The organism is Carnobacterium viridans (genome assembly GCF_900102725.1).
Classification (GTDB): Bacteria; Bacillota; Bacilli; order Lactobacillales; family Carnobacteriaceae; genus Carnobacterium_B; species Carnobacterium_B viridans.
In genome coordinates this window covers 1,969,485-1,991,583 of sequence record NZ_FNJW01000008.1, presented here as the reverse complement: position 1 = coordinate 1,991,583, position 22,099 = coordinate 1,969,485, and the positions used below count along the sequence as shown (strand labels likewise).

22 protein-coding genes, 1 pseudogene and 1 other annotated feature are annotated in these 22,099 nt (G+C 38.5%); of the genes and pseudogenes, 3 read left to right on the top strand and 20 right to left on the bottom strand.

Annotation, left to right across the window (positions count from 1 at the left end):
- Positions 1-9: 9 nt before the first annotated feature.
- The 6 genes and pseudogenes from BLT48_RS14560 to sufC form a co-directional block, all read right to left on the bottom strand.
- Positions 10-174, bottom strand: a pseudogene (locus BLT48_RS14560) (AAA family ATPase); the annotation flags it as partial.
- A 155-nt stretch (positions 175-329) separates the two neighbouring features.
- The gene (gene sufB, locus BLT48_RS11055; protein WP_089977957.1) at positions 330-1,724 is read right to left on the bottom strand and encodes a Fe-S cluster assembly protein SufB; all 1,395 of its coding nucleotides are present in this window, start codon (positions 1,722-1,724) and stop codon (positions 330-332) included.
- Positions 1,724-2,188 carry a Fe-S cluster assembly sulfur transfer protein SufU gene (gene sufU / locus BLT48_RS11050; protein WP_089977954.1) on the bottom strand — a complete coding sequence of 155 codons (465 nt, stop codon included), beginning with the start codon at positions 2,186-2,188 and terminating at the stop codon, positions 1,724-1,726. The genes sufB and sufU overlap by 1 nt, the downstream gene beginning before the upstream one ends.
- Entirely contained in the window at positions 2,175-3,413 is a 1,239-nt protein-coding gene (locus BLT48_RS11045; protein ID WP_089977952.1) for a cysteine desulfurase, read from the bottom strand. The genes sufU and BLT48_RS11045 overlap by 14 nt, the downstream gene beginning before the upstream one ends.
- Positions 3,410-4,696: a Fe-S cluster assembly protein SufD gene (gene sufD, locus BLT48_RS11040; RefSeq protein ID WP_089977950.1), complete on the bottom strand. Its 1,287-nt coding sequence runs from the start codon at positions 4,694-4,696 to the stop codon at positions 3,410-3,412. The genes BLT48_RS11045 and sufD overlap by 4 nt, the downstream gene beginning before the upstream one ends.
- A 10-nt stretch (positions 4,697-4,706) precedes the next feature.
- Positions 4,707-5,480 carry a Fe-S cluster assembly ATPase SufC gene (gene sufC / locus BLT48_RS11035; protein ID WP_089977948.1) on the bottom strand — a complete coding sequence of 258 codons (774 nt, stop codon included), beginning with the start codon at positions 5,478-5,480 and terminating at the stop codon, positions 4,707-4,709.
- 250 nt (positions 5,481-5,730) lie between these two features.
- Here sufC and BLT48_RS11030 point away from each other — a divergent pair, with 250 nt between their 5' ends.
- Positions 5,731-6,459 carry a gamma-glutamyl-gamma-aminobutyrate hydrolase family protein gene (locus tag BLT48_RS11030; protein ID WP_089977946.1) on the top strand — a complete coding sequence of 243 codons (729 nt, stop codon included), beginning with the start codon at positions 5,731-5,733 and terminating at the stop codon, positions 6,457-6,459.
- Between the two features lie 336 nt (positions 6,460-6,795).
- Here the strand turns inward: BLT48_RS11030 and BLT48_RS11025 are convergent, their stop codons facing one another.
- The 5 genes from BLT48_RS11025 to BLT48_RS11005 form a co-directional block, all read right to left on the bottom strand.
- Positions 6,796-7,269: a PH domain-containing protein gene (locus BLT48_RS11025; protein WP_226776722.1), complete on the bottom strand. Its 474-nt coding sequence runs from the start codon at positions 7,267-7,269 to the stop codon at positions 6,796-6,798.
- The gene (locus BLT48_RS11020; RefSeq protein WP_089977944.1) at positions 7,259-8,779 is read right to left on the bottom strand and encodes a PH domain-containing protein; all 1,521 of its coding nucleotides are present in this window, start codon (positions 8,777-8,779) and stop codon (positions 7,259-7,261) included. The genes BLT48_RS11025 and BLT48_RS11020 overlap by 11 nt, the downstream gene beginning before the upstream one ends.
- The gene (locus BLT48_RS11015) at positions 8,772-9,254 is read right to left on the bottom strand and encodes a PH domain-containing protein (protein ID WP_089977942.1); all 483 of its coding nucleotides are present in this window, start codon (positions 9,252-9,254) and stop codon (positions 8,772-8,774) included. The genes BLT48_RS11020 and BLT48_RS11015 overlap by 8 nt, the downstream gene beginning before the upstream one ends.
- Positions 9,255-9,384: 130 nt before the next feature.
- Positions 9,385-10,722, bottom strand: coding sequence for a PTS cellobiose transporter subunit IIC (gene celB / locus BLT48_RS11010; RefSeq protein ID WP_089977941.1), 1,338 nt, complete (start codon positions 10,720-10,722; stop codon positions 9,385-9,387).
- Positions 10,723-10,847: 125 nt separating this feature from the next.
- On the bottom strand, positions 10,848-12,272 hold the full coding sequence (locus BLT48_RS11005) for a 6-phospho-beta-glucosidase (RefSeq protein WP_089977938.1): 1,425 nt from the start codon (positions 12,270-12,272) through the stop codon (positions 10,848-10,850).
- Positions 12,273-12,469: 197 nt separating this feature from the next.
- On the opposite strand from BLT48_RS11005, the gene BLT48_RS11000 reads away from it, so the two are divergent.
- Positions 12,470-13,441, top strand: a complete 972-nt coding sequence (locus tag BLT48_RS11000) for a LacI family DNA-binding transcriptional regulator (RefSeq protein ID WP_089977935.1) — start codon at positions 12,470-12,472, stop codon at positions 13,439-13,441.
- Between the two features lie 121 nt (positions 13,442-13,562).
- On the opposite strand, the gene BLT48_RS10995 is transcribed toward BLT48_RS11000, so the two are convergent.
- The 9 genes from BLT48_RS10995 to ald form a co-directional block, all read right to left on the bottom strand.
- The gene (locus BLT48_RS10995) at positions 13,563-14,408 is read right to left on the bottom strand and encodes a MetQ/NlpA family ABC transporter substrate-binding protein (protein ID WP_089977932.1); all 846 of its coding nucleotides are present in this window, start codon (positions 14,406-14,408) and stop codon (positions 13,563-13,565) included.
- A 114-nt stretch (positions 14,409-14,522) separates the two neighbouring features.
- Positions 14,523-15,227, bottom strand: a complete 705-nt coding sequence (locus BLT48_RS10990; protein WP_035021485.1) for a methionine ABC transporter permease — start codon at positions 15,225-15,227, stop codon at positions 14,523-14,525.
- Positions 15,211-16,251, bottom strand: coding sequence for a methionine ABC transporter ATP-binding protein (locus BLT48_RS10985; protein WP_035021483.1), 1,041 nt, complete (start codon positions 16,249-16,251; stop codon positions 15,211-15,213). The genes BLT48_RS10990 and BLT48_RS10985 overlap by 17 nt, the downstream gene beginning before the upstream one ends.
- Positions 16,252-16,318: 67 nt before the next feature.
- Positions 16,319-16,582, bottom strand: a binding site (T-box leader).
- A 50-nt stretch (positions 16,583-16,632) separates the two neighbouring features.
- Positions 16,633-16,983, bottom strand: coding sequence for a glycine cleavage system H family protein (locus BLT48_RS10980; protein WP_081896524.1), 351 nt, complete (start codon positions 16,981-16,983; stop codon positions 16,633-16,635).
- 23 nt (positions 16,984-17,006) lie between these two features.
- Positions 17,007-17,363 carry an arsenate reductase family protein gene (locus BLT48_RS10975; RefSeq protein ID WP_035021481.1) on the bottom strand — a complete coding sequence of 119 codons (357 nt, stop codon included), beginning with the start codon at positions 17,361-17,363 and terminating at the stop codon, positions 17,007-17,009.
- Between the two features lie 28 nt (positions 17,364-17,391).
- Positions 17,392-18,567: an FtsW/RodA/SpoVE family cell cycle protein gene (locus BLT48_RS10970; protein WP_035021480.1), complete on the bottom strand. Its 1,176-nt coding sequence runs from the start codon at positions 18,565-18,567 to the stop codon at positions 17,392-17,394.
- A 168-nt stretch (positions 18,568-18,735) separates the two neighbouring features.
- Positions 18,736-19,731 (bottom strand): YihY/virulence factor BrkB family protein, encoded by a 996-nt coding sequence (locus BLT48_RS10965; protein WP_051923363.1) that lies wholly within the window; start codon positions 19,729-19,731, stop codon positions 18,736-18,738.
- Between the two features lie 149 nt (positions 19,732-19,880).
- A complete protein-coding gene (locus tag BLT48_RS10960; protein ID WP_035021476.1) occupies positions 19,881-20,111 on the bottom strand; it encodes a DUF2969 family protein in 231 nt (76 codons plus the stop codon).
- A gap of 111 nt (positions 20,112-20,222) precedes the next feature.
- Positions 20,223-21,338 carry an alanine dehydrogenase gene (gene ald, locus BLT48_RS10955; protein ID WP_035021474.1) on the bottom strand — a complete coding sequence of 372 codons (1,116 nt, stop codon included), beginning with the start codon at positions 21,336-21,338 and terminating at the stop codon, positions 20,223-20,225.
- Between the two features lie 287 nt (positions 21,339-21,625).
- Between ald and BLT48_RS10950 the strand changes: the two genes are divergently transcribed.
- Positions 21,626-21,997, top strand: coding sequence for a hypothetical protein (locus BLT48_RS10950; RefSeq protein ID WP_035021472.1), 372 nt, complete (start codon positions 21,626-21,628; stop codon positions 21,995-21,997).
- The last annotated feature ends 102 nt before the right edge of the window (positions 21,998-22,099 follow it).

The following is a 22,099-nucleotide window of genomic DNA, read 5'->3' as shown; positions in this document are numbered from 1 at the left end:
TCCTTAATTTTAGCTTCTATGAGTTACTGAATCACAAGAAAAAATTTCCCCATCTGGTAGTAAGTAACTATAATAATCTGTTTCAACAAGTTTTTTTACTGTATCATTAAATAGTGTGTTTATAATTTCTAATATAGTACTTTTCCCTACATTATTTTCTCCTATTAAGAAAGTTGTATCTGAAAAAAAATATTTATTTCTTCATGACGCCTAAACCCTTTAATAGTTAGTTTGTCTAATATCATTTTTTAATCTCCTTTTTTATACTTATCTGATTTGTCAAAATTAAGCTAGACAGAATATCTTTACTCATGTAACTCACTTTAAAATCACCCCACACTACCTTCCATCTCATATGCAATCAATCGATTCAATTCCACTGCGTATTCCATTGGGAGTTCTTTTGAAAAAGGTTCAACAAATCCCATAACAATCATTTCGGTAGCTTCTTGTTCGGTCAATCCGCGGCTCATCAAGTAATAGAGTTGTTCTTCTGAAATTTTAGAAACTTTAGCTTCGTGTTCGAGTGAGACATTTCCATTGTGGATCTCGTTGAATGGAATGGTATCGGACTTGGATAAGTCATCCATGATAATCGTGTCACATTCAATATGTGAGATGGATCCGCCTGAGTTTTTGCCAAACGTCACTTGTCCGCGGTAATTGACTTCTCCACCGTCTTTAGCGATTGATTTTGAGACAATTGAACTTGAGGTGTTTGGTGCGTTATGGATCATTTTTGCGCCGGTATCTTGGTTTTGCTCGGCTCCTGCCATCGCAATCGACAGCATGGTTCCTCTAGCTCCGCGTCCATTTAAATGGATACTTGGGTATTTCATCGTGGTTTTGGCTCCAAGGTTGCCGTCAATCCATTCCATAGTGGCTCCTTCTTCGGCTACAGCACGTTTGGTTACTAAGTTGTAGACATTGTTGGACCAGTTTTGGATCGTTGTGTAACGGCAGTAAGCGTCTTTTTTGACCACTATCTCAACGATGGCGGCATGCAGACTACTGGATGAAAAAGTTGGTGCGGTACAGCCTTCGACGTAATGCACACTCGCGCCTTCATCCACCACAATCAACGTCCGTTCGAATTGGCCCATTGCTTCATCGTTGATGCGAAAGTACATTTGCAATGGCACGTCACAGCGCACGCCTTTTGGAACATAAATAAACGTTCCACCAGACCAGACTGCTGAATTTAAAGCTGCTAATTTATTGTCGGTTGCTGGTACGACTGTTCCAAAATGTTCTTTGAAGATTTCTGGGTATTCTTTTAGAGCTGTATCGGTATCGGTGAAAACGATCCCCATTTTTTCAAATTCTTCTTTCATGTTGTGGTAAACCACTTCAGATTCGTATTGTGCTCCGGCGCCCGCTAAATATTTGCGTTCGGCTTCTGGAATCCCAATACGTTCAAAGGTTTCTTTGATTTTATCCGGCACGTCTTCCCAACTGCGCTCCGGTTGATTGCTGACGGTTTTGTAATAAGTGATATTATCAAAGTCGATTTCTGATAGATCCGCTCCCCATTCAGGCATCGGTCGTTTATTGAAATGATCGTAGGCTCTCAAACGGTAATCCAACATCCAGTCTGGTTCTTGTTTGCGTTTTGAAATTTCTCGAACGGTTGCTTCAGAATGTCCTTTACCTGTTGTATAAACAGATTTCACGTCATCATGAAAGCCGAATTGGTAATTCTCGCGTTCTGGTACTTCTCCCATTATTCTACACTCCTTGCTTTTTCTTCATCAGGCTCTTTTCCACTCAATGCTTTTTCCAGTGCTTTCCATGACAATGTGGCACATTTGATGCGGGCAGGGAATTTTGCGACGCCATTCAATAATGCCGCATCCCCTAGCTCTTCCAGTTTTGGAACGTCTTTGCCTTGCACGAGCAGAGAGAATTGATCTGCTAATGCTAATGCTTCAGAAACGGTTTTGCCTATCACGGCATCGGTCATCATACTGGCACTGGCTTGGCTGATGGTACAACCGCTTCCATCAAAACGAATATCTTTGATCCATTGGTCTTCGACGACCAGTTGCAGCTGCATCACGTCTCCACACGTTGGATTGAGCAACTCGATTTGAGTCGTTGACTGCTCTAATTTCCCATGGTGATGCGGGTGGCTGGAATGATCTAAGATGACTTGGCGGTACAATTGATCCAATTTAGTTAAGGCCATGAGCAAAAAACTCCTTTGTTGCCAGCAATGCTTCGATAAATTTATCCACATCTGCTGTCGTATTGTACAGATAAAAACTCGCTCGAGCGGTTGAATCGGCTGATAATCTGCGCATCAAGGGTTGTGCACAATGATGGCCAGCTCGAATCGCTACCCCTTCCATATCCATGGCTGTTGCCACGTCATGTGGATGAAGTCCATCCAAGTTGAATGTCACTATACCGGTTCGTTTGGCTGTATCTTTTGGCCCATATATCGTTAATCCTGGGATTTTTGTTAATTTCGGCCATAGATAAGCCATCAATGCTTTTTCGTGTTCTTGAATCGCTGACAGTCCAATCGTTGCTAAATAATCGATAGCTGCACCAAGTCCGATGGCTCCTGCAATATGTGGGGTCCCTGCTTCAAACTTCCAAGGCAATTCTTTCCACGTACTGTCTTGTTCATCCACCATGGCGATCATTTCTCCGCCAAATTCAATGGGTTCCATTTGTTCCAATAAGTGACGTTTTCCATACAACACACCGATCCCAGTCGGCCCCATCATTTTGTGCCCGCTGAAAGCATAAAAATCTGCGTTCAACGCTTGGACATCCACCGGCATATTTGGCACAGCTTGTGCTCCATCGACCACCAATACGGCTTCTCTTCCATGCGTTAGTCGTGCGATCTCTTGAATCGGGTTAACGACTCCAAGGACATTGGAGACATGCGCCAATGCGACGATTTTGGTCTTGTCGCTTAATTGAGCACGGAAACTCTCCATGTCCAATAAGCCTTCTTCTGTTAATTCAATATACTTTAATGCAGCTCCCGTTTTCTTGGCTAATTGCTGCCAAGGGATCAAGTTCGAGTGATGCTCCATCCCTGAAATCAGGATTTCGTCTCCTAACTTTACGTTCGCTTCACCGTAGCTTTTGGCTACCCAGTTCAAACTGGTCGTAGTGCCGCGAGTAAACAACACTTCAGCCGATTCATTGGCGTGGATAAAGTGTTGGACTTTTTCACGCGCTGCTTCGTATTGCGTTGTTGCCCGCTCCGCCAACGTATGCACACCGCGGTGGACGTTGGCATTGGCTTCACGGTAATAAGTTTCTAGAGCATCTATTACAGCTGTGGGTTTTTGAGTGGTTGCCGCATTATCTAAATAGACTAGCGGTTCGTCGTTGACAATTTGCGTAAGAATCGGAAAATCGTTTTTCACTTGTTCGGCTGAAAAACTCATTTGCTCAACTTCCTTTCGATCGTATCCACTAATCCGTCGCGCATGACTTTTAACGGTATCGCTGCGATAACGGAACCTAAAAATCCTCGAATGACTAAGCGTTCGGCTTCTTGTTTCGGAATGCCTCGGCCCATCAAATAATACAGATTTTCTGGGTCCACTCTGCCGACACTGGCTGCGTGTCCGGCCGTCACGTCATTTTCATCGATCAACAAAATCGGATTGGCGTCTCCTCTAGCGTACTCAGACAACATCAAGATACGGCTTTCTTGCTGAGCATCTGCCCCTTTAGCGCCTTTGATGATGTGTCCGATGCCGTTGAAGGTTAAGGTCGATTTCTCCAGAATCACACCGTGCTGTAAAATATGTCCGATCGTATTGCGGCCATAATTGGTCACACGAGTATCGATGCCTTGGATCTGTTTGCCCATACTGATGGCCACAACTTTGACTTCGCTATGCGCCCCTTCTCCGATCAGATCAGTATCAAAGTCAGCAATCACATTTCCGGCATTCATCACACCGATCGCCCATTCGATTTTTGCATCTTTGAGGGCATACCCACGACGGTTGATATACGTAGTAGTCGTTTCTCCTATTTGATCGACTGCTGAGAATTTCACTTTCGCTCCGGGATTGGCAATCACTTCTACAATAATATTGGCTGCATTTTTTTCGGTGCCAATCGTTTCGTATTTTTCGACATACGTAAATTCGCTATTGGTATCCGCAAAAATCAAGACGTGCTTGATCCAGCTGTTTTGAACTTGACTGTTTTGGACAAATAACGCTTCAAGCGGTTCATCGATCACGACATTTTTAGGAACATATAAAAACAATCCGCTGGTCATAAAGGCCGCATGAAAAGCGGTCAATTTGTCTTCATCGTGTTCAACAGCTAGCTTCATGTAGACTCTTTTTACTAAATCTGGATGTTCTTGTAACGCCGTAAAGATATCCGTAAAAATCACACCTTGTTCGATGTACTTCATTGGCAATTGTTCCATAACCGTTTGGTTGCCGACTTGGATCACTCGCGGTGCATCGTTATCTCCGGTTAAAAAATCTTCTGCCAGCATAATTCCTTCTTCATAACTGAATAGGTCAGGAACTTGCAGCAATGGCCAGCGTTGGTACTTGACTCGTTCAAAAGACGGCAGCTCTAAAAAGTTGATTTTGGTTAGCGCTGATTTTCTAAATTCCATCATCCATAACGGTTCTTCCTGCATCAGTGAAAATTGTTGAACAGAGTCAAGATAATCTATATAATTGGTCTCTTTCATCTTGATCCTCCTAATCGTCTTCCAGCACAATGTCTAAGCCGAGTTCATCACGGATGCCTTTGTAGCCTTCCGCTTCCAAGCGTTTAGCGAGTTCAGCTCCGCCTGTTTTCACAATAATGCCATTCATCATGACATGCACCACATCTGGCGTAACGTAATTCAACAAGCGTTGGTAATGGGTAATAATCAATGCGCCAAAATTTTCACCGCGCATCGCATTAACGCCTTTGGACACGACTTTTAACGCATCGATGTCCAGACCTGAATCGATTTCATCCAGAATGGCAAATGTTGGTTCGATCATCATCAATTGCAAGATCTCATTGCGTTTTTTCTCCCCGCCAGAAAAACCTTCGTTTAAATACCGTTCAGCCATTTCTTCCGGCATATCCAATACCGCCATTTTATCGTCTAACTTTTTGATAAAATTCATCACGGATATTTTGTCGTCTTCTGGTCTTCTGGCATTGATCGCCGCTCGCATAAATTCAGCGTTTGTGATCCCTGCGATTTCACTTGGGTATTGCACAGCTAAAAACAAGCCTGCTCGAGCCCGTTCATCAACGGCCATCTCTAAAACATCTTGACCATCTAATAAAATCTCGCCTTCTGTAATGGTATAGCTCGGATGGCCCATGATAGCGGCAGATAAAGTGGATTTCCCCGTTCCATTTGGTCCCATAATAGCATGGATCTCGCCTGTCTTCATGGTTAAGTTAACACCTTTTAAAATTTCTTTGTCTTCAATCGATACATGTAAGTTTTTCACTTCTAATACGGACATAGCTTGGATTCGCTCCTATGCTTTAGAATTTTTTCACAAATGATACTTCTTTGGAGTTACTGTCTTTCTTACTTTATATTTTAGACTAACCCTCTTGCTTTCGCAATCTTATTAACAAATGCTCTGAAGTTACTTTTCTGCTATAATCAGGTAAACTAAGAAAAAAATGAAGCTGGCAGAACCAGCCCTGTTCTTTGAGTGTGCTGTGTTTTAGTTGTCCTGCTTTTATTGATGAAAGGACGGATCATTTATGAAACCATTAATTGGAATAGCCGGAAATATTTTATTGAACAATGCCGACCTGAACGGCTTACCGATCACTTACACACCACAAGGATTTGTTACCGCCGTTCAACAAGCGGATGCTATCCCGGTCGTCTTTCCAATCAGTGATCCCAATGAAGCCAAAGACTATTTATCAAAAGTGGACGGTCTTTTATTGGCTGGAGGACAAGATGTGTCGCCGTTATTATTTGGTGAAGAACCCAGTTTAAAATTAGGCGCTACCAATCCGGCACGAGATGCTTTTGAAATCGCACTAGTCAAAGAAGCGATTCATCAAGCCAAACCCATTTTTGCAGTCTGCCGCGGTTTGCAATTGCTGAATGTGGCTTACGGCGGGACCTTGTATCAAGACGTCTCAGATTACCCTGATTTAGCGGTCCAACACATTCAACTGACGCATTTTGAAACCGGTGCGCACACGATCGATATCGATTTTGACAGCACGATCGGCAAGATTTTTGGCAAACAATACGTCGTCAATACGTACCACCACCAAGCCATAAAAAAATTAGCTGAACCTTTTAAAGCTGTGGCTTGGAGCAAAGACGGCTTGATCGAAGCCTTTGAAGCAAAATCACCCAACCAAAGTATCGTAGCCGTGCAATGGCACCCAGAATTAATGATTCCGTACGATTTGATGATGCAGCGTCTATTTACAGACTTTGTCAAACGCACCATTAAAAAAATGAATTAAGAACAGATTTCCTTTTTAGTAATAACGACTACTAAGTGGGCTATCTTAAAATTTCTGGAGGAATAGGGATTGCTTGTAGCTGTGTAAAGCATTCAATGCGAATTAAGGAACGTTAACGCTTTAGCGATTACGTTCTTTTTGAGGCTTGAAAGCCCGAAGACTACAGGCTTCAGGAGATGCCACAGCTCTTTACAAGCAAAACCGTTCATTCCAGAAGATTTTTTTTTACTATACACACTTGTTGACAGAGAGCAAAAAAAGCTCGTTCCGTTTCTTTCCTTCACAGCAGTAGTCCTACTACTCTTGTGGGTCAGATTATGAACGAGCTTTTTTATATTATAAACTGTTGCGGATCAATCGCTGAATCCTTTTTTTCAATTCCAAAGCCTCTTCCTCAGGCATCTCCGGCAACTTATGACTTGCAGCAGCTGTTGAGATGGTTAAAGACATGACGCCTATTTTTTTGGCTAACGGTCCAACATTGGATTCGATATTTTGGATGCGAATGATGGGAATCGTGATTCGTTTTTTAATAAAAATACCTGAGATGAAATCAATCTCATCCATTCGATAATTTACTCTCCAAGACCGATAATGCCACGTTGGCAGTACATAAATAGAGATAAATCCTCCAAACAGAGCCAAAGCAATGGTAATATAGATACCTTCTTCTGGCAATGGAGTATGGGGCATGATTTGGTAAAAAAAGTTATACACCAGTGCAACAATAACCATTGGAATGCTGTTCATAAACCCACGTATCCGCCATAATTTTAAAACTAGAGGATCCAGCTCATTTTCAGGCTCCATGCTTTTCACTCCTCTCTTTTGCCATGAACCAGTCAAATAACCGCTCACAGTCGGCTTCTTCAATAAATGACAGTTCTTTGCTTTGGGATGTATCTCCTAAGGCACTAAAGACTTCTACTTTCCCCAATCGACTTCTTCTTAAAAAAGGATTTTGTTTGACTGTTAAATTTAAAATACGGTCTTTACGTAAGTACATAATCTCGGTACCTAGGAATGTTATCAACTGAAAAGTCACTTCATCTGTGGATAAAGCATACCCCGATTTTTTGTAACTCCGGTAGCCATACAAAAGTGACAGCAAGCTACCCACTAAACCGATTGTCCATGCATAAGGCCATAAAAAGTAAGAAGCTAAAGCGGCTGCAATGATCCAGAATAGCAATGGGAATTGTACAAATCGTCTAAACGATCGAATTGGAATAATCGTTTGAGCAGGCTGAAAGTTAAACTGCGGAATGATCTCAGCTCTTAACGCTGCAAGTTGATCTTTTTTTATCAACGGTAGCAACAAAATTTTTCCTTCTTCAGTCATTTCACTCACAGAATCTTTCTTATCCACTTCATCATCACTTGTGATCCCTACCCAAAAGGTTGTATAGCCCGTTAGTTTTTGCAGCCAGTTCTGTTTCTCCCACACACTTTGAATATTGCCTAAAGCAATCGTCTGGCTTTTAACTTCGAGTAGTCCCTTTTCAATGGTCACGTGATTTTTTGTTAATTCGACTTTGTATTCAAAATTCTTAATAATCGAAAGCACTGTAGCTACAACATACAATAGGATAAACAGCAGGATACCGATGAAAATAAAAGAGGCAATCGCTGTTTGACTGAAGATCGTCCCTGCTTGATTAAAAATTGAATCAGGAATAAACTCTCCAAAAATGTTTACTGCTCCTACCATTAGGATCAGCCCTTTAAAAACAGTTCCGCCCATAAAATTCATCTTAAGGATATCTACTAAACTCATGGTATACAATTCTTTTGTGACTCCTGCTTCTTGCAAGGAAAATCCACTGTGTCGATCGATCTGCTTCTCTTCACGTTCCTCATTGCTATCCCTGTCAGCGTCAAAGGATGTTTCTTTAAGGTAATGCAGTTGGTTCGCCAACTTTAATGCATCTTCTTTAGACAACGCATCTAATGTGATCCCTTTTCCAGGAGTCTTGATCTCCAACTTTGTGACATTAAAAATACGATGAATCAAGTTTTCACTATAATCAATGCTTTGAATCCGACTAATTTGAACATCTTTTTCTTTTTGAATAAATAATCCGCTTTTTACCACAAATCGATTTCCTGCGATCCAAAAAGAGGTCCGTATGTATCTTAAAACGTCCACTAGGTAGGATAAGCCAAAAATCGTAAAGAACAGTAGTGGCAAAACAAAGCCAAAACCTTCCATGTCGGGGCCGGTAAAAGCAAAGAAAAGAATCGGCAAGATAAAAGAAATCAACCGTTTATAGGCTTCTGTAATAAGAGTCAATGGATGCAATTTTTTTTCATTATACATCTGATTTCACCGCCTTTATCTGTTCCAGCAATTGAATTCTTAACTCTTCTGCATCTTTTTTCAACAACAATGGAATCTCATGCCCTGTTCCTGCCGTAAAGACTTCGATCATTTGGATTCCATATCTCTTAGTCAACGGTCCTTCTTTGACGACTATGTGTTGGATCCGCTCAATTGGAATCAACGTTCTCTTTTTAAAAAATAGACCATTCATAATTTCAAGATGGAGCGCATATATTTCATAACGTACAGCCTTTAACTTTAAATAAGGCAATAAGAATAGGCTCAATAAAAAGTCAATGATGGGCAAAACAATCCAAATAACCATCAACCAGATTGGCCAATTAAATAGGATAGTCAAAAACATTAAAAGGACAAAAACAGCTAAAGTAAAAAAGCTTTCAATAATATCTTTTGTTCGTTCATAACGAATGGCACGTTTATCTAACTTTTTCGCTGGCAATTCTTTATACACACTAATCACTCCCAACCATTATCCTTTCTTTGAGTGTATCATTATCTTGAAAAGAGTACTATCTTAAATGTTGTTTTAAAGACATAAAAAAAACGAGTGAGAAATCCACTCGTTTTTTGCACTCATTGGTTTAAACTGTTTTTGCTTCAGTAGTAGAAATGGCTTCTTTCATTTCATTATTTACTGCATCTTGACCTTCCGTTTCGATCTTGTAGGCTTTGTTATCAACCAGTTTAAAGAAAGGGTAGTAGATAACGGTACTGGCAGCGATTTGAATGATTTGGAAAACGGCGCCTCGCCAACCACTAACCAAGAATCCTGCAATAACTGGTGGTGTCGTCCATGGTATATTGGCACCATTCGTTATTGGAACGAGTCCGATCGACATAACAAAGTAAGTTGATACAGCCATAAGAATCGGAGTAATCAAAAATGGAATCAGCATGATTGGATTCAACACGATTGGTAATCCAAAAATCAACGGCTCATTGATATTAAACAAGGCTGGACCAAATGCTAATTTACCCAATGTTTTAAACTGTGCTGATTTAGCCATTACTAAACAAAGTAAGGCTAATCCGATCGTTCCACCAGCGCCCCCTACCTTTATGAAGTTTTGATAAAATTGATAGTTTACAATATGCGGAAGTGTTTCTCCCAGACTGAAAGCAGCAGCATTTTCTGCTGTTAGTGATAACCAAATTGGCTGCATCACTGCACTAACGATATTAGAACCATGGATACCAAATGACCATAATAAAATTTCAAAAATTACAATAACCAATGTCGCTGGCAATGAACTGCCTAAAGCAGTCAGTGGTGTTTGTAAAAATTGGAAAATAAACGTTTGAGCTGTTTCATATGAGGTAAAGCTAAATCCGATACGGATAAAGTTAAAGAATAAGATAACGAATAATGCCGGTATTAACGCTGTAAAAGATTTGGCTACATTTGGTGGAACAGATTCAGGCATTTTGATGGTCCAACCTCTTGCAACTACCCAACGAGTGATTTCAACAGCAATAATAGCTGTGATCATTCCTACAAATAATCCACTGGCTCCTAAATTGTTCATCGGAATTCCAATTAACCCATCTTCTGTAGAAATAGTTGGTGTTAAAACCAGGAAAGCTACAACTGAAATAACGATTGCTGCTAGATCATCTAGATCATAATAGTCAGCTAATGATTTTGCGATACCAAATATAACGAAAATCGTCATGATGTTCATGGTCATGTCATACGGTACCATAAAGTAAGTAGTCCAATTATCACCTAATATCGAAGCCATAGAATTTGGATAACCAGCTATAGGTAAGTTAGCGAACAAAAGAAATATCGAACCTAAAATCAAAATAGGCATAGCGCCAAAAAAACCTGTCTTTATAGCAGATAAATAGCGATTTGAATCCAATTTATAGGCAATAGGTCCCATCTTATCTTGAAGAAACTCCATAAATTTATCCATTATCCATTCTCCCTCCAGTTTTAAAAAAACGCTTACATTTCTATTTTAAAATTCCTTACCTATGTTGCTAAAAGAGTAGCAGACATAGGTAAGCAATTTAATCGATATTTGGTCACATTAGTTTATTAAACCATTTGAGCTGGTATTTCTTTATAGTTACTTTCCATCAACTGATCAACATAACTAATTGTTTCAGGTTGATCAGCTTCGATTTCTTTGATTTTCTCTGCAAATTGTGGCAGATGATCTTTATGTGCATACAACATTTCATCAAGAATAGTTTTGGCAAGCGTGCCGCCTGGTACTAAAGGATTGATCGTAAAGGCTTGTAAAGCTGCCCCATAATTCCCTTCAATGGCTGCTCGAATCACCGTTTCTTCCATCGCTTTCATGTTTTGAATGATGCCGCGTGCTGCTGGAGTAAACGTTCCCCAGTTGTAAGGCTCTACTCCATGTGCAGTAACGGATCCCGATACTTCAACGATGCTATCATATGGCAAGTCATCGATCGTACCATTATTTTCCGTTGAAACGACCATATCTGTCCGCTTGTCATTTTGAATGGAAGCAATGATTTCACAAGCTGCATCACTGTAATGTGTGCCACCGCGTTGTGACAACTCTTCTGGTTTATAATTTAGTGCAGGGTCTTTATACAATTCGAATAATCGTGTTTCAGTAGCTTTTACAACTTGTGCTCTTGTTTCACCGTTTTCAAACTCTTCAATAGAATGCTTCAACATCTCATCTTCAATGTAATAGTAACGGTGGTATCCGCATGGCAGCATACCCAAATCTTTGATTTGTTCATAGTGGAATTCAGCGTCATGGATATTTTTAAAGTCTGTGTTTTCGCCTTCTTTATGAGGTCCATAAATCATATCGATCAATTCAGCAGTTCTTTCTTTTCCAGTTTTATCCCAAACACGGTGCCAGTGGAAATGATTGATTCCAGCAAATTTAAAGAAAAGTTCATCTTCTGGTATGCCTAATTTTTGTGAAGCTGTTGAACAGTGTCCAATTGGAACATTGCATAAGCCAACTGTCTTTTTCCATCCTCCATGTTTTATGGCTGCTTCAGTTACCATACCCGCTGGATTTGTGAAGTTGACTAACCAAGCATCCGGACAAACTTCTTTCATATCTTTAATAATATCTAAAATGATTGGAATGGTTCTGAAAGCTTTTAACATCCCACCGGCTCCATTTGTTTCTTGACCTAATACACCATGGGATAAAGGAATTCTCTCATCCTTAATTCGTGCATCCAACAACCCAACACGAAATTGCGTCGTAACAAAATCAGCATCTTTCAACGCGGTTTTTCGATCTAACGTCAGTTCAACGGTCCAATCTAATCCGGCAGCCTCAATTTGACGCCTAGCCATTGCACCTACAATTTCAAGTTTCTCTTTTCCAGCTTCAATATCTACTAAAACGATTTCTTTGATTGGTAGTTGGTCCTTACGCTTGATATACCCCTCAATTAATTCCGGAGTGTAGCTTGATCCTCCACCAATTGTAACGATTTTCAATGCTGTTTTCGACATTTAATTTTCCTCCTAGTTAAAACGTTTTCATTTCTTACATTTACTATAGTTTATGTAATGCATTACATGTCAAGCACAAACTTTTTATTTGTCAAAAAAATTCCAGGATTTTTCTTCGCTGTGTTCTGCGTATTTTTTCTATCCATCATTTGGTATACTGATTACTATACAACCGGTTACAGAAAGAGGTTTTCGAAATGACGAATATGAAAGATATTGCAAAAATTGCTGGTGTATCTTCTGCTACCGTTTCAAGGGTCATTAACAATAATGGTTATGTCAGCCATATTACTCGCCAAAAAGTCGAAAGCGCTGTCGAAAAATTAGATTACGTTCCGAACAGTCAAGCGATTTCGTTGAAAAAAGGAGCAACCAAAACCATTGGCATCATTGCGCCAAATATTACTGAGACCATTACTGTCTTAGTCAAAAATTTTACATTAGCTGCCCAAAAAAAAGGGTATACGGTCATTCTCTACTTAACTGAAAATGATCCTAAAAAAGAATTAAATGCTTTAGAGCTGATGCGCAGTAAACAATTAGATGGTATTTTTTTGATTATTCGCTCGAATGATTGGTCAACCATTGAATCGTATACAAAATATGGACCTATCGTTACTTGGCAGAGAGTCAAATCTCCTTGTATTTCGTCTGTTTTTATTGACCAATATGATGGTTATCTTTTGGGTCTTGAACATCTTTACGCTAACGGGTGCCGCACTATTATTAATCTATACAGCGATATTCGACGATTGAATACTAAAAGCCGAATCAAAGCTTATGAATATTTTTGTAAAAAGTACGACTTGACCCCACATTCACCCGAACTGTTCAATAATATCAACAGCATCCAAGATGGTGAGCACATTGCTCATTGGTTAGCCAATCAAGAGATCAAGCCCGATGCCTTCATGACAAGCTCTGACGCTGTTGCAGCTGGTTTAGTTTCGCAAGCAAAACGTTTAGGGTACTCGTTGCCTGAAGATTTTTCAGTGATTGGTTTTGATAATATTGAAATCTCACATTTGTTAGATATCACTACGATTGATTACTCCATACATAAGCAAGCCGAAAATGCGTTTAAGATGATCAACAATGATCTGTCTTTACAAAAGTTAACACCCGAAGAACTAGACTTTACTTTAATCGTACGTAAAACAACAAAATAAAACAGCAACAACGTCCTCATGGCTTTCTACAAACAATCCCTATTCCTCCAGAAATTCAGTACATTTTCCAGCACAAAAAAAGTAAGAAGCTATTTTATCTGCTTCTTACTTTTTATTTAGCTTATTCTTCTACGGGAACAACTGCTCCATCCCATTCTTCTAAGATGAAATCTTGTACTTCTTCGGATTTCAATACTTCTACCAATTTCAAAATAGCTGGATCTTCAGCATCTTCTGAACGAACGGCAATAATATTTGCATATGGAGAAGACGAACTTTCAATAGCAACTGAATCGTCAAGCGGGCTGATGTCTTGATCTACAGCAAAGTTTGAGTTGATAGCAATTAGTTCTGCTTCATCTTGTTGGTACAATGTTGTCATCAATGCTGGATCATTTTCATATTCAAATTCCAAGTTCTTAGGGTTTTCTTCAATGTCATCAAACGTAGCTGTTGTAAGGTCTACGCCATCTTTCACGGTTACTAGACCTGCTTCTTGGAAGATTCCGATCACTCGGCCCCAGTCTGCTTGGTTGTTGCTGACTAAGACAGTTGCGCCATCTTCTACATCTTCTAAACTTTCATAACGTTGAGAAAAGATTGCTAACGGTTCGATATGAATGCTTCCAGCATTCACAAAATCATAACCGTTTTCTTCTACAGCTGCATCAAAAAATGGAATATGTTGGAAGTAGTTGGCATCAATTTCGCCTTCATCTAATGCCACATTTGGTATAACATAATCGTTGTAAGTAGTGATATCTAAAGTAACACCTTCTTCTTCAAGAATTGGCGCAGCGAATTCTAAGATTTCAGCATGCGGCACGTTGCTGGCCCCAATTTTGATCGTTGTTTCTTCTGCTCCTGAACCACTTGATTCAGTACTGCTTTCTTCGTTGCCACAAGCAGCTAATGTTAATACTACTCCTGTTGTTACTAATGCTGATAAGATTGTTTTCTTTTTCATCTTTAAATCCCCCTATTTTTTCTAATTTTTTTAATGCTTTTTAAATCCCCTATTTAAACTGCGGTAGTGCTTTTTAATCAGCTAGCGATGGTTGTTCGTTTTTCACTTAGCTGTTTAACGTTTATCCACTTTCTTAACGATCACATCTCCAATAGCTTGTATAATAAAGACGATGACTAAAATGATTAACGTTGCGACTAAAACTACTGTACTTTGATTTCGCTGGAACCCATCAAGATAAGCGAGGTTTCCTAAACCGCCTGCTCCAATCACACCAGCCATTGCCGTATACCCCACTAAAGAAATGGTTGTGACTGTAATTCCTGATACAATAGCTGGCAAACTTTCTGGAATCAAGACTTTATAAATAATTTGCCATTTATTGGCCCCCATTGCTTCAGCGGCTTCAACAACACCTTTATCGATTTCTCGAAACCCAATTTCAACCAATCGTGCAAAAAATGGAGATGAAGCAATGATTAATGCTGGTAATGCTGCTGTTGGACCAGTAATTGAGCCTACAAGTGTTTTGGTAACTGGAAGCAATAACACAATTAAAATAATAAAAGGAATAGAACGGAAGACATTGACTAAAATAGCGACAACTCTGTAAAGTGTTTTAGCTGCCAATGTATCTTTCCCATTTGTTTCATACAATAGTAAACCTAGCAGCAAACCTGCAAAAAAGATAATGACTACTGAACCAATCGTCATACCGATCGTCTCTATCGTTGCCTCTTGCATTTTTTCCCAATCAACTTCTGAAAAATCAAAGTATTGTGATAAAACACTCGTTCCTAAATTAAGTTTCGACAACATGTTCTACCACCTCTACTTCTACCTCAAGTTTTCTTAATTCTTCAATAGCCACTTCGATTCTTTGACTTTCACCCGTTAGTTGAACATAAAGCGATCCAATTGTGCCATCTTGTGTTTGTTGAATACTTCCTTGAATAATGCTTAAATCGACGCCATCTTCTCGAACGATTTTTGACATAATCGGCATCTTGGCTTGTTGCCCATGGAACGTTAAGTGAACAATTTTTCCTTCAGGATATTCTACCAACAATTCTTCAAAAATCATATCGGTATCTTCACTGTCTGGATTTGCATCTTGGCGAATAAAGCGTTTAGTAATGTCTTGTTGTGGTTTTTTGAATACATCAATGACAGAACCTTCTTCAACAATTTTCCCATCATCCATAACTGCAACCTTGTCACAAATTTTACGAATCACGTGCATCTCATGTGTGATCAAGACAATCGTTAGGTTTAAACGCTTGTTGATATCCAATAGTAAATCGAGTACTTCATCTGTAGTCTGTGGATCCAATGCACTTGTTGCCTCGTCACAAAGCAATAATGTTGGATCGTTAGCGAGTGCTCGCGCAATTCCAACCCGCTGTTTTTGACCACCTGAAAGTTGCGACGGATAAGCTTTTTCTCTTCCTTCTAACCCTACTAAACCAATAAGTTCTTTGGCTTTAGCTTCACGTTCTTTTTTAGGAATTTTTGCCAATTCAAGCGGAAAAAGAATATTTTCTTCAACTGTCCTAGACCATAACAGGTTGAAATGTTGAAAGATCATCCCGATTTTCTGGCGTTCTTTTCTGAGCTTTTTTCCTTTTAATTGTGAAATAATGTTTCCTTCAATAGCTACTGTACCGTCTGTTGGTGTTTCTAGTCCATTGAACATTCGGACCAATGTACTCTTTCCAGCTCCAGAATACCCAACGATTCCATAAATTTCACCATCTTTGATGGAAACATTGATATCTTTGACAGCCGTTAAACTGCCTTGTTTTGTTTGAAATACTTTTTTTATATTTGTTAGTTCAATCACTTTTGATCCACCTCCTAATTCATTCAAATAAAAAAACTTTCGCCCTTATACTAAGCGCACTGCTTACTATAAGGACGAAAGTTCTGACTTTTCGTGTTACCACCTTAATTTGCTGATTCATCACTAAATCAACCTCATACAGTACTCAAGTATTTTTCAACTTTTTTATACTGTGGCACGTTATCGGGTGCACCCGGAATAGGCTTATGCAAAGCATTCACTTATTCTGCTCAAAGACCATCTTCGGCTCAATTCCCATTACCTTTTTCCAGCGAACAAGGCTCTCTATAAATGGTTATTACGAACGTACTCTTCTTATCATCGCGTTATTGATATTTAACATATTCTAACAGAGCATTTTTTTTCTGTCAACTTTAATTTCTAGACTTCAGCCGACAATTTTTCAAAAGCATCCGGTTCTACGTCTTTTAATTCAAGAATCCAATTGTCGTTTTTGTCCATGCTATTTAGTTGTTCAGGATTGTCTGTTAGTTCTGCATGGAATTGAACCACTACACCTGTTAATGGAGACAACAGTTCAGTAACAGCTTTTGCCCCTTCGACTCCTAATAAGACATCATTTTCTCTTACTTCATCTAGCGTATTTGGAAGTTCAACAAACATAACTTCGCCTAAATCATCTTGCCCTTTTTCAGATAATCCAATACGATAATTGTCGCCTTCTTTTAATACCCATAAGCCGTTTTCACTATATTTCATTTGCTTTTCCAATTCGATCGCTCCATTCTGGTTCTTTATTTTATCCAAGTCTGTTCATAGATATCTTCTTTAAAACCAAGAGTTGTTCTCTTGCCATCAGTCAGCAAAGGTCTTTTGATCAGCATTCCATCTGAAGCCAAAACGGCTGCACATTCGGTTATGTTCATGTTTGGCACTCTATTTTTCAATCCTAACTCTCGGTAGCGATTCCCACTTGTGTTAAAAAAGCGAAGCACTGGTAGATCTGTTTGGCTCATCAAGTTAATCAAGGTTTCCTGTGTTGGTGGATTCTCAATCATGTTTATTGCGCGGTACTCGATTAAATGGTCATCCAACCATTTCCTTGCTGCCTTACAGGTTGAACACGTGGGGTGTTGATACAATTCAAGCATTGAAACTCACTCCAATATAGTACTCATTTTATTTGAAATCTTCATCTTCTTCAGAGAACATGTAACTGCGGTAATGGTACCTCATCGACATAATAAGTCCGACACCCATCATATTTCCTAACAATGCCGTTCCACCTTGAGAAATAAATGGCAGTGGTATCCCAGTTAACGGAAGCAATCCAATACTCATCCCAACATTTTCAAAAACATGGAACAGAATCATCATGATTACGCCGGTTGCAATATACGCGTAGAATTCATTTTTCGTATCAAAACAAATGCGGATCATTTGGTAGATTAGTAAGAAGTAGATAAAAATTAAAATACAACTGCCAAGAAAACCAAAATTCTCTCCAATCGTTGAAAAAATCATATCAGACTCTCGAACCGGCACATACACTTCTGATGTCCCAAAGCCTTTACCGAACATTTTTCCTGACCCAATTGCTTTAATACTTTGGATCAGTTGATAAGAAGTATCACCTGAATCTCCGTAAGGATTCAACCAGGAATCTATCCGAGAAAATTGATACGGTTTAAAACCCAATCGCAATAAAAAGTCACGATTGTATACAACTAATACCAGTAAGGTTCCACCAAGAGCGGCAACTCCTGAAAATAGTGGCAGAATAATTTTCCAAGTAACTCCTGAAATCAACATTAAACCAATAATAATGGCAATAAAGACTAATGTTGAACCTAAGTCATTTTGTAACATAACGAGTACCAGTGGTGGAATAGACGTTAATATGATTTTACCTATCAATAAAAAATCGGCTTTAGGGTAATGAGTTGGATAATCGCCGTTGTGTTTTGTAACGACACGAGCCAGCATTAGAATAAAAGCTATTTTCATGATCTCCGAGGGCTGAAAGGTTAATGGACCTATCTTAAACCAGCTTTTTGCTCCGGTACTTAACTCAGTAGGCCGGTCATAAAAGAATAATACCAACACTAATAGAAAAAGCCCAAATCCATACGCTATCGGGGCAAGTTTCCATAACTGCTCCGAATCAAACTGCATGATCACTACGATGGCAACTGCACCAACTACGTACCAGATGATTTGCATCACTGTAGCACCGATTCCAGAGTTCGCAGTTAAATGAGTGGTTGAATAGATAGTCGCAATACTAATGATTGCTAGCAACAATACGGATAAGATAATCCCATAATCTATTTTTGTTTCTTTATTTTCTGTCATTTTTTAAAATTCTCCTTGTGTCCTATCTATTAAAAAATGTCTTCCTCAAACTCCATCCATTATATAAGAAAACCAGGCTAAAAAAAAGGCCTGTCTCCTTTCTTAGAAAAATCTTACAGTGCTTCTCTATTTAACTATGATTAAAGAAAAAGAAAACTGAGTCTTCACTCAGTCTTCTTTATGTTTCTCTACTGTTTTTAATTTCACTAATTTTTTATGTTGAATTGATTCTGAATCATCTGGATATTCTTTTTCCTTATCGTCTTTCTCTTCATTATCTTTTTCAATCTTAACTTCTTGAACCGATTTACCTGTTTTAATTTCAAAGTAAACGGCATTAATCAGAGCACCTAACAGTAAAATGATAGCCGATAAATAGAGCCACAGCATCAAAACAATGAAGACTCCAAACGTCGCACTAGCAGCTGCTTCCCCTCCAGCGAATTGCACATAAAGTGTGAAGGCTTGTGATAAAACCATCCAACCTATCGTAGCAAATACTGCTCCTGGAAGAGCATACTTGATGTGCATACGGTGATTTGGTACTAAGAAGTAAACCATTGTAATGATTAGAATCAAGACAATAAATAAAACCAACCATTTTAAACTAAATATTTGTAAAATAAAATCTAGTTCGATTCCTACAAAATCTTCGATGAATAATAAGATAAATTCACCAAATACAAAGACGAAGATCAGAACTCCTACAATCGCCACGATGGCTAATTGTACTAAGAAAGAAACTAAACGAACAATAATAAAATTATTCCTTTTTTCTACCCCATAGACGTCATTTAAAACATTTTGTAATGCATTAAAAGCTTTACTGGCAGACCACAATGACGTAATCAAACCAATAGAGATAGCGCCTCCGCTTGAACTATTCAAATAACTTTCTAGAATTGGAGCTAAAACATTGTAAATATCTGGCGGAACAGCTGTTTCTACCATTGGCAATATATCTGCTGCATCTATTGGAAAGAGAGGAATAACGTTCGCTACGACCAATAAAATCGGGAATAAGGATAATAGAGTGAAGTAAGCTAGTTCAGCTGCATTTGATGAAACTTCAGCTCTTGCCCAATTGGGTTTTAGTACTTCTAAAAAATGCTTAAATCTATCTTTAAAAGAAGCGGACTTTGCATTCGTTGACAAAACAATCACATCCTTTACGTTAAGTTATGTATAGAAAAAGCATAGCATAGATGGGTTCAAAAAGCTTTTAGGATGCTCTTAATAACAATGTAGTTAAAAAAAAAATCAACCCTAAAGTAGGATTGATCTTTTAGATTCAGTTTATTGCTCATTCAAATTTACATTTGGTGTAAATTATAATCCATAATTAATTTATTTATGCCTTCATCGACAGTTCTTACTTTAGACTCTGTTCCTGAATTGGTTTTTACGGTAACAGTTTGGCCTTCTTCTTGTTGCAATTGACCAATTTTTTCGTCATTCACATAAAGCTCTAACTCAACAAAACCTTCTCTATTATTAGGGGTTTCTTTTACTTCTACTTGAATTTTTTTATTTCCTTTTGACATGCGAATGCTCCTTTTTGCAGTTAGTTTCTTCATTAGTATACTGCATTTCGGAAAGAAATTCATTTATTTATGCATTTAATGCAACTTCTGTTTCAAAACACACTCATTAGATTACATAAAAGAACTTAAGGCTTCATGATACGGAAGATTTAATGACTCTCCAACTTCTTTTTTAGTCAATTTTCCAGCCATAACATTGATGCCCGTATAAATCGTTGCATTTTCTTTAGCTGCTTTAATCAGCCCTTTATTTGCAATTTCAACTGCATAAGGAATGGTTACATTGGTTAAGGCTAAAGTAGATGTTTTTGGAACAGCTCCGGGCATGTTGGCAACTGCGTAATGGACAACGCCATGTTTGATGTAAACAGGATCATCATGGGTCGTCACTTCTGAAGCTGTTTCAAAAATCCCCCCTTGGTCAACCGCTATATCAACAACAACCGAACCTGGTTCCATTTGTTTAACCATTTCTTCTGTTACTAAGGTTGGTGCTTTAGATCCCGGGATCAATACAGCTCCAATGACTAAGTCTGCTTCTTTAACTGATTTTGCAATGTTGTATTCATTTGACATAAGTGTGTTGATTCTATTTTCAAATAGATCATCTAATTCTTCTAATCGCTTAGGATTAACGTCCAAAATTGTCACTTCTGCTCCTAGACCGATTGCGATTTTGGCTGCATTTGTTCCGGAAACACCACCACCTATGATGGTTACTTTTCCTTTTTGAACGCCAGGCACTCCGCTTAACAAGATCCCTTTTCCTTGATTGACACTCTCAAGAAATTCAGCACCGACTTGGGCAGCCATTCTTCCGGCAATTTGGCTCATTGGCGTCAATAAAGGTAATGTTCCGTCGGTTCCGACCATTGTTTCATAGCCAATAGCTGTAACTTCAGCTTTCATCAGCTCTTTAGTTAATTCTAAAGCTGGCGCTAAATGCAAGTACGTGAACACTATCATCCCTTTTTTGAAATACTTGTATTCGCTTGGAATAGGTTCTTTTACTTTAATGATCATTTCAGCATTCCAAATTTGCTCAGCATCTTCAAGCAATGTGGCTCCTGACAGTTGATAGTCTTCATCCGTAAATCCGGCCGTCTTTCCTGCGTTCACTTCTATGATGACTTCGTGTCCATTTTCCACAAGGCTATTTACGCCAGCAGGAGAAATAGCTACTCGACTTTCATTATTTTTTATTTCTCTTGGTATCCCGATTTTCATTGTTCATACCCTCCATTTTTATATCTTCTTTTTTTATCCTATAGGATCATTGTAACGCTGAATCAAATAGAACCCAACTATTTTGAAGGATTATCTTTGTTTCTCTCATATTGTTCTTTATCAGCTCTATTCGTTTTCAAAACTAATTTAAATAATTTTTAGTGTCCTAGACATATTTCGTCTATAAAAACACCTATTATTTAATTCGATTTCTGTATGCTATATGCATTTGGTTTAGAATATTATATAATCAGTTATTGTGATTGTGATTGTTGGAGGTGGAACTGGTGTTAATCGATGTTGATGATAATTTTTTTAATGAATTAGAAGAGGTTTCAACTTTACTAGATATGACTGTTGGAGAATACTTAGAAAATCTTCATGAAAAAAATCAAAGTTTAAAAAATGTTTTACTAGAAGATAAAGAAGGTCTCCAAGAATTCGTAAAAAAATACCATACAGTATTAGATGATTTGTTTATACTGAATCGTGAAGCCTTAGCTATTGTTAACGAAAATGATGATGCTGAGATTATGAAACCTGTATTTTTGAAATTATCAAAAATTGCAAGTGGTGATATTACGGTATTGTCTAAATTATATGATGTTTACGTTCAAACATCCAAACAACAAATGATAAGTTCTTCAACATTAGAATAACTTACATACATTCTAATGACTAAACTAGAAACAAAAAAACACATCTTAAAAAGATGTGTTTTTTTATTTTACTATTATCTTGAGTTGTTTATCGCAATCCTT